Annotated in this window: 6 protein-coding genes and 1 pseudogene; 5 read left to right on the top strand and 2 right to left on the bottom strand. The window is 66.7% G+C overall.

The window, feature by feature from the left end; translation table 11 throughout:
- The first annotated feature begins 18 nt into the window (after positions 1-18).
- The 5 genes from QJT78_RS11910 (at position 19) to QJT78_RS11930 (ending at position 6,060) form a co-directional block, all read left to right on the top strand.
- Positions 19-1,977 carry an ABC transporter ATP-binding protein/permease gene (locus QJT78_RS11910; RefSeq protein WP_038941775.1) on the top strand — a complete coding sequence of 653 codons (1,959 nt, stop codon included), beginning with the start codon at positions 19-21 and terminating at the stop codon, positions 1,975-1,977.
- Between the two features lie 165 nt (positions 1,978-2,142).
- The gene (locus QJT78_RS11915; RefSeq protein ID WP_028151921.1) at positions 2,143-2,967 is read left to right on the top strand and encodes an FkbM family methyltransferase; all 825 of its coding nucleotides are present in this window, start codon (positions 2,143-2,145) and stop codon (positions 2,965-2,967) included.
- 22 nt (positions 2,968-2,989) lie between these two features.
- Entirely contained in the window at positions 2,990-3,376 is a 387-nt protein-coding gene (locus QJT78_RS11920; RefSeq protein ID WP_028151922.1) for a VOC family protein, read from the top strand.
- Between the two features lie 83 nt (positions 3,377-3,459).
- Entirely contained in the window at positions 3,460-3,702 is a 243-nt protein-coding gene (locus QJT78_RS11925; RefSeq protein ID WP_028151923.1) for a hypothetical protein, read from the top strand.
- A 186-nt stretch (positions 3,703-3,888) separates the two neighbouring features.
- Positions 3,889-6,060 (top strand): OmpA family protein, encoded by a 2,172-nt coding sequence (locus QJT78_RS11930; RefSeq protein ID WP_038952203.1) that lies wholly within the window; start codon positions 3,889-3,891, stop codon positions 6,058-6,060.
- Between the two features lie 54 nt (positions 6,061-6,114).
- Here the strand turns inward: QJT78_RS11930 and QJT78_RS11935 are convergent, their stop codons facing one another.
- Positions 6,115-7,071: a homocysteine S-methyltransferase family protein gene (locus tag QJT78_RS11935; RefSeq protein WP_028151925.1), complete on the bottom strand. Its 957-nt coding sequence runs from the start codon at positions 7,069-7,071 to the stop codon at positions 6,115-6,117.
- Positions 7,072-7,175: 104 nt separating this feature from the next.
- Positions 7,176-7,379 (bottom strand): annotated as a pseudogene (locus QJT78_RS11940) (alkaline phosphatase); the annotation flags it as partial.
- Between the last annotated feature and the right edge of the window lie 111 nt (positions 7,380-7,490).

Consider the following 7,490-nt stretch of genomic DNA (forward strand, 5'->3'; position numbering starts at 1 on the left):
GGTTCGCGTTATCCGCTCATGCACAAGCCGGCCGCAAAGCGCGAACAGGGCAGGAAGCTCCCCATTGTCGAAATCAAGGGCGAGAACGGCGACGAGGTCACGCCGCCGCCGCCGGAGGTTATTGAGCCCGATCCTGCACTCTCGCCCGAGGAGGCTGAGCAGGTTCGCAAGGACTATCTGCTGACGCGCTTCTGGATCAGCGCACGCGGCTTCTGGGGTCGCAACGGCGACCGGCTCGCGTGGCTCTACTCGATCGGCCTCGTCGTGCTGATCGTCCTCACCGTCGGCTTTCAATACGGCATCAACGTCTGGAATCGCGCGATCTTCGACGCCATCGAGAAGCGCGAGGCGAGCACCGTCTTCCATCTCACCGCGGTGTTCTTCCCGCTCGCGATCGGCAGCATCGTGCTCGGCGTCGCGCAGGTGTTCGCGCGGATGGGCATTCAGCGCCGCTGGCGCGCCTGGCTCACGGCAAGCGTGCTGACGCGCTGGCTGGCCAACGGGCGCTATTATCAGCTCAACCTGGTCGGCGGCGACCACAAGAACCCGGAATACCGCATCGCCGAGGATCTGCGCGTGGCGACCGATTCGCCGGTCGATTTCCTCGCCGGCGTGACATCGGCGCTGTTGTCGGCGGTCACGTTCATCATCGTGCTCTGGACCATCGGCGGCGCGCTCACGCTCACGCTTGCGGGATCGACCATCACCATCCCCGGCTTCCTCGTCATCGCCGCGATCCTTTACGCCACGATCGCCTCCGGTTCGATCCTGGTGATCGGCCGGCGCTTCGTGCAGGTCTCCGAGGACAAGAACCAGGCGGAGGCGGATTTCCGCTACACGCTGACGCGCGTGCGCGAGAACGGCGAGAGCATCGCGCTGCTCGGCGGCGAGGAGGAGGAGCGCGGCGGCATCGACCGCAATTTCACCAACGTGCTGCGGCAGTGGGCGCGTTTGGCTGGCCAGCACATGCGCACGACGCTGGTCTCGCAGGGCTCGAGCCTCGTTGCTCCCGTGGTCCCTCTCCTGCTCTGCGCGCCAAAATTCCTCGACGGCAGCATGACGCTCGGACAGGTGATGCAGGCGGCGTCCGCCTTCACCATCGTGCAGAGCGCGTTCGGCTGGCTGGTCAATAATTATCCGCGGCTCGCCGACTGGAACGCCTGCGCGCGGCGCATCGCCTCGCTGATGATGTCGCTCGACGGTCTCGAGCGCGCGGAGCAAGGCGACGGCCTCGGCCGCATCAAGCGCGGCGAGACCAGCAACGAGGCCATGCTGGAGATGAAGGATCTCTCCGTCACGCTCGACGACGGCACCGCCGTGGTCGGCGAGACCGAGGTGGTGATCGAGCCGGGCGAGCGGCTGCTGGTCGCCGGTGAATCCGGCACCGGCAAGAGCACGCTGGTGCGCGCCATCGCGGGGCTCTGGCCATGGGGCGGCGGCAGCGTCAATTTCCATCCCGACCGGCGCCTGTTCATGCTGCCGCAGCGGCCTTACGTGCCGTCTGGATCCTTGCGCCGCACGGTCGCCTATCCCGGCGCCGAGGACGACTGGACCGTGGAGGAGATCGGCGAAGCCCTGCACAAGGTCGGCCTCGACCACCTCAAGGAGAAGATCGAGGAAGAGGGACCGTGGGACCAGACGTTGTCCGGCGGTGAGAAACAGCGCCTCGCCTTCGCGCGGCTGCTGCTGCACAACCCCGACATCGTCGTGCTCGATGAAGCGACCTCCGCGCTCGACGAGAAGAGCCAGGACAAGATGATGCAGATGGTCACTGACGAGTTGCCGAAGGCGACCATCGTCAGTGTCGCCCATCGCGTCGAGCTGGAAGCCTTCCACAGCCGCAAGATCGTGCTGGAACGCCGCAAGGGCGGCGCCAAGCTCGTCAGCGATATCGACCTGATCCCGCGCAAGGGCAAGCGCAAGCTGCTCGGGCGATTCCTGAGGCAGCGCAAGGCGGCGCCGAAGAAGGCGGCATGAGGTCCGTAGCCCGGATGGAGCGAAGCGCAATCCGGGACGGTCCATCAGAGCGGCGAGAACCCCGGATTTCGATGCGCTCCATCCGGGCTACATTCTTTTCCCGCAACATTGGAGTCCTCATCAAAACCAGCTATGCATGCGCCGCTTGCAACGAGGACCGCCTGCTTGACGCCAGACAACGCCCCTTCGTCCGCGCCGTTCGGCGCGTTTGCGCCGAATGCGGCGCAGGCTGCGATCATCCGCCTTGCGCAACAGTCGGGGGTGAAGCGCGGTGCGTTCCGCCCGTGGATGTCGCGGCTGGTCAACCTGATGCGCGGCGGGCCGATCGACGTGCAATACCAGGGCGCCTCGTTCCGGTTCTATCACCAGGGCAGCGCGACCGAGCGCGGCGCGCTGTTCAATCCCGACTACAATCTCGACGAGCTCGACTTCCTGCGCCGGCACACCCCGGCAGGCGGCGTGTTCGTCGACGTCGGTGCCAATGTCGGCACCTTTGCCCTGGTGATGGCGCAGCAGGTCGGCACCAATGGCAAGGTGGTCGCGATCGAACCGCATCCGATGACGTTTGGACGGCTCTCGTTCAACCACGCCGCATCGAAGACGACACAGGTGCGCCTGGTGCAGGCTGCCGCCGGTGACAGCGACGGCGAGCTCATGATCGAGAGCGGCGGCGGCAATCTCGGCGCCACGCACGTCGTCACCGGCACGGCCAGCGCGGAGGCCATCAAGGTCCCGTCACTGCGGCTGACGCGCATTCTGGACGAGGCCGGCGTCGGCCAGGTCGATTCGCTCAAGATCGACGTCGAGGGCTTCGAGGACCGCGTGCTGATCGGCTTCTTCCGCGACGCGCCGCAATCGCTGTGGCCGCGCGCGGTGGTCATCGAGCATCTGTCACAAAACGAATGGCAGCAGGATTGTATCGCTGACATGGTCGCGCGCGGCTTTGCGATCGCGCGCAAGACACGGAGCAATACATTCCTGTCGCGCTAACCGTGAGCAAGGGAGATTTGCGATGATCGACCATCTGGGTTTTTCGGTCTCCGACTATGAGCGCGCGAAAGCGTTCTATGCCAAGGCGCTGGCACCGCTCGATTACAGCCTGATCATGGAGGTAACGGCGGAGCAGACCGGCCACGCTGCGGCCGCAGGCTTTGGCGCCAACGGCAAGCCGGACCTCTGGTTCGGTGCCGAAGGCGCGATGAACAAGCCGGTGCACATCGCGATTCTCGCGAAGGATCGCGCCACGGTCGACGCCTTCTACAAGGCAGCGATTGCCGCCGGCGGCCGCAACAATGGCGCACCGGGCATCCGCCCGCATTATCATGCGAACTATTACGGTGCGTTCGTGCTCGACCCTGACGGACACAACATCGAGGCCGTCTGCCACGCGCCGGAATAGCGCGCGTTCAGGCATGACACGACAAGGAACATCGGCGCGGCATCATCGTTGTCGTTCTCCAGACAACTGACCTCGATGATGTGATGCCGATCGAACCGCCCGAGATTCCACCGTCGACGCCCGGCACTCCCACCGAGCCACCGCCTGGAATTCCGCCGGGCAATCCGCAGCCTGAAATCGCGCCGCCGGTGCGCGAGCCCGGCGAATCACCACGGCCCGACGAATTGCCGGGCCACGTGCCGGAAGAGATTCCATCGCGCGGACCGAACGGACCGCTCACGCCGAATCCCGCGACAGATGCAAGTTCGCTGCGCAATCACATGTGAGGCGAAGCATCACATGTGAGGCAATTGCAACCAGCGTCTGAATGCGCAATGAACGTCACCATAGTGAGGTGATTTGCGTGCAGAAATAAATCGGGCCGCGACCTCTTGGCCCGCCACATTCCGGCCTAACGCGTAGCCGTTCATCCCGACACTTCGTCAAAGAACCTTCCGGGGAAGTTCACCATCATGACCAACCTTCGTTTCGTGCTGCTTGCAACGACGGCTCTGACCGCGATGCAATTCGCAAGCTCCGCATCGCATGCGCAAAGCGCGCCGCCGCTCGTGGTCGCGCAGGCGCAGACACAACCACCAGAGACCGACAAATCGAAGCAGCCTCCGAAGGAAGCGCCGAAGGGACCGCCGCCTGGCGCACGTCCTGCCGCACCACCTCCTCCGGCCGCGGCACCGCCTGCAGCTCCTGCGCGCCCCACGGCGCCGCCGCCTGCGGCTGCACCTCCGCATCCTCCCGCTCCGCCGCCGCCGGCTGCCGCGCCATCGCGCCCGACCCCACCACCGCCTCCTCCGCCTGCGGCACGTCCGACACCTCCGCCTCCGCCTCCGCCGCCACCCCCACCGCCGGCAGCTCCCAAGCAGCCGTCGCCGCCTCCGGCTGCGGCACCCCAGCAGCATGCGCCTGCGCCAACTCCACCGCCCCCGGCCGCGCAGCAGCACACGCCGACGCCGCCTCCCGCCGCAGCTCCGCCTGCCGCGCGTCCCGCTCCGACTCCTCCAGCAGCAGCAACGCCGCCCGCAGCAGCACCAGCACGTCCGGCGCCGGCACCTGCGGCTACGCCGTCGCCTTCACCGGTCGCGCCTGCGGCCCGCCCTGGCGCAGCTGCACCGACCGCTACGCCTGCTCCGACGGCGACACCTGCGCCGACGGCAACGCCGGCACCGGGCGCCACGCCCGGCGCACCGCCGACTGGACGCCCGGGCACCCCGCCGCCCGGCGGACGTCCCGGCACGCCTCCGGCTGCAGGATCACCGACACCGGCTCCCGGTGCCGCGCCCGCTCCAACGGCCACGCCGGCCCCCGGTGGCGCTCCGACGCCGCTGCCCGGCCGTCCCGGTGCAGGACCGACGCCCGCCCCCGGCACAGCTCCGGCGGCGACGCCGACCCCTGGTCAACAGGGCGGAACGCCTCCTGCTGGCGCGCCCGCAGCCGGAACTCCGGCTGCGCCGCCCCAGGCCGGCGGCCTCCCGCCGCGGCCCGCGGCGCCCGCCGGTGCCGCTGCGCCGAGCACAGTCCCGGGCTCAGCGGCCGCAACGCCGCCGCCCAACCGGGCGCAATTCGCTCCGCCGACGGTTACGCCTGCCTTCCAGGCAAGGCCGACAGTCGTCGCACCGCTGCCACCTCCGCCGCGCCCGCCGCAGCGTGACCTGACACCGCTCGCGATCGGTGCGGGCGTGGTGGCCGGTGCCGTGATCGGAGCCACCATTGCCGACCTGCACAACCAGCGACGCGAGGCCATCGAAGGCGGCCGCACCGTCTACACCGAACCGGATCGCATCATCATCCGCGATCCAGGCGGGCAGGCCTATGTCCGCGGCAACGACCTCTATCGCTTCCGCTATGGCGCCCGCGATATCCGCACCGACACCATCGGCGGCGAAACGCGCACGGTCGTGATCCGTCCTGATGGCAGCGAGGTTATCACTGTGGTCGGTCCCGACGGTTCGCTGCTGCGGCGAATCCGCAGGGACCCCGGCGGGCGCGAGATCATCATCATCGACAACAGCTACCGCGATCCGCGGTCGGTCGGCGGCTTCTATGTCGATGCGCCGCCGCCGGTCGTGAACATTCCCTACGATCGCTACATCGTCGACGCCCAGGAAGCATCACCGGATGTGATCTACCAGACCATGGAAGCACCGCCGGTGCAGCGGATCGATCGGCGTTACACGCTCGACGAGATCCGCTACAGCCCCAATGTTCGCATGCAGATGCCGAGCATCGACGTCAACACGATCACCTTCGAGACGGGCTCGTGGACCATCCCGCCGGACCAAGCGGCCCGGCTGCAGGGGATCGCCGACGGTCTCAACCGTGCGATCCAGCGCAACCCGCGCGCGGTGTTCCTGATCGAGGGACACACCGACGCGGTCGGCAACGAGGTCGACAATCTGTCGCTGTCGGACCGCCGTGCGCAGTCCGCGGCCGAATTGCTGACCCAGCAGTTCGGGGTGCCCGCGGAGAATCTGACCTCGCAGGGCTATGGCGAGCAGTATCTGAAGGAGCAGACGCAAGGACCGAGCCTGATCAACCGGCGCGTCACCGTCCGCAACATCACCCCGCTGCTCAATGGTGGTCAGGCCTCGCTGCCGCCGCCCCCGCCCGGCACCGCGCCGCCGCGCTGAGGCGAAGCAAAAATGCAAAATGGCCGGGAGCGATCCCGGCCATTTTTGTTGGGATCAGGCGCCCGTGGCCTGAGACGGCACGCAGGCATCACAGATGGCTGCGACATGCCTGTGATCGGTGCCGCAGCAGCCGCCGAGCAGTTGCATGCGCGGGAATGCGCGTCTGAGCGCCACATAACGGCGGCCGAGATCAACGGGATCGCCACTGTCGAGCACCTCGGACTCGTCGAGCTCGGCATGGCTCTTGGCCGATGCATTCGCCCTGACGCCGTGAATCCGTTCGACCCACGGCTCGCCGGCTTGGAGAGCACCCTCGAAATGGGTCGGATGGGCGCAGTTGATCAGGAAATATTCGCAGGCGCTTTCCGTTGCACGATCGACGGTTTCGATCGCCTCCCGCAGGGTCTCTCCCCTGACCAGGCAACCGTCAGTTTCGACCGTGAAGGAGATGGCAACCGGGATCGCGTGCATCTCTGCCGCGCGCACCACGCCGATGGCTTCATTGACGCTGTTCAGCGTGAACGCGGTCACCATGTCGGCACCGGCCTCGACAAAGGCGGCGATCTGGGACGAATGATAGTCCATCGCCTCCGTCGCATCCATGTTGCCGGCCTTGTAGCCGTCGCCCCGCGGACCGATCGCACCGTTGATCACACAGGGCAGGCCGGAGGTCTCCCATGTGCCGCGCAATTCCTCAAGAAAGCGAATTGCCCGCATGTTGATCGCCGTGAGCGCGTCCATATCGTAGCCGAGCTTGACACCCCAATCAGGATTGGCGCGCCAGGTCGGGCTGTCGAGCACGAAGCCGAGCCCATGCTGACGCGCGATCGCAAGATAGGCCTCGTAATACTCCCTCAGATGCGAGCGGCCGGCCTCGCTGTCGAGCAACACGAAGGCAGCGAAGTGAGGAAGCTCCAGACCTTTGTGAAAGATCAGGGTGGTCTCCATGCCACCGTCGGTCAGGAAGATGCCGCCGCGGCGCTGAGGCAGATTGTCTCTGTACTTCGCCATTGGTCGCTCCGTCGCTGCGAGGCCCCACTCATTCGGTCGTTTCAACCTCCTTCCGGTCTCATGCGAGATGGTGCCGCATAATGTCGCGCGGTACGCGACTGCTCCTACTGCCCTACGGCGAGCCCAAGCGCATCGACCATCACGCGAAACACTTCGGTATTGTCCATCGAGCCGTGCACGCGCTCGCTGCCCGGCCCGGTCGCGGTCAGGATGACGTCTTCGCCCGAATGCACGCTGGCGCCGATCATCGCCGACAGATTGCCCGGGCGCAGCACCGCACCGGGGACGTCCTTGTATTTGTCGTTGGCCCCCCGCGGGTCACTTCAAATTCCTCCGGGTGTGGTCAGTCAAATTCCTCCACCCGCGAGGCAGGACAAGGGACTGTTAGTTTGAGTTTGTTTCCCGGGCAAGAGCTTCAG

The sequence above is a fragment of the Bradyrhizobium sp. Mp27 genome (assembly GCF_029953005.1).
Taxonomy (GTDB): domain Bacteria; phylum Pseudomonadota; class Alphaproteobacteria; order Rhizobiales; family Xanthobacteraceae; genus Bradyrhizobium; species Bradyrhizobium barranii.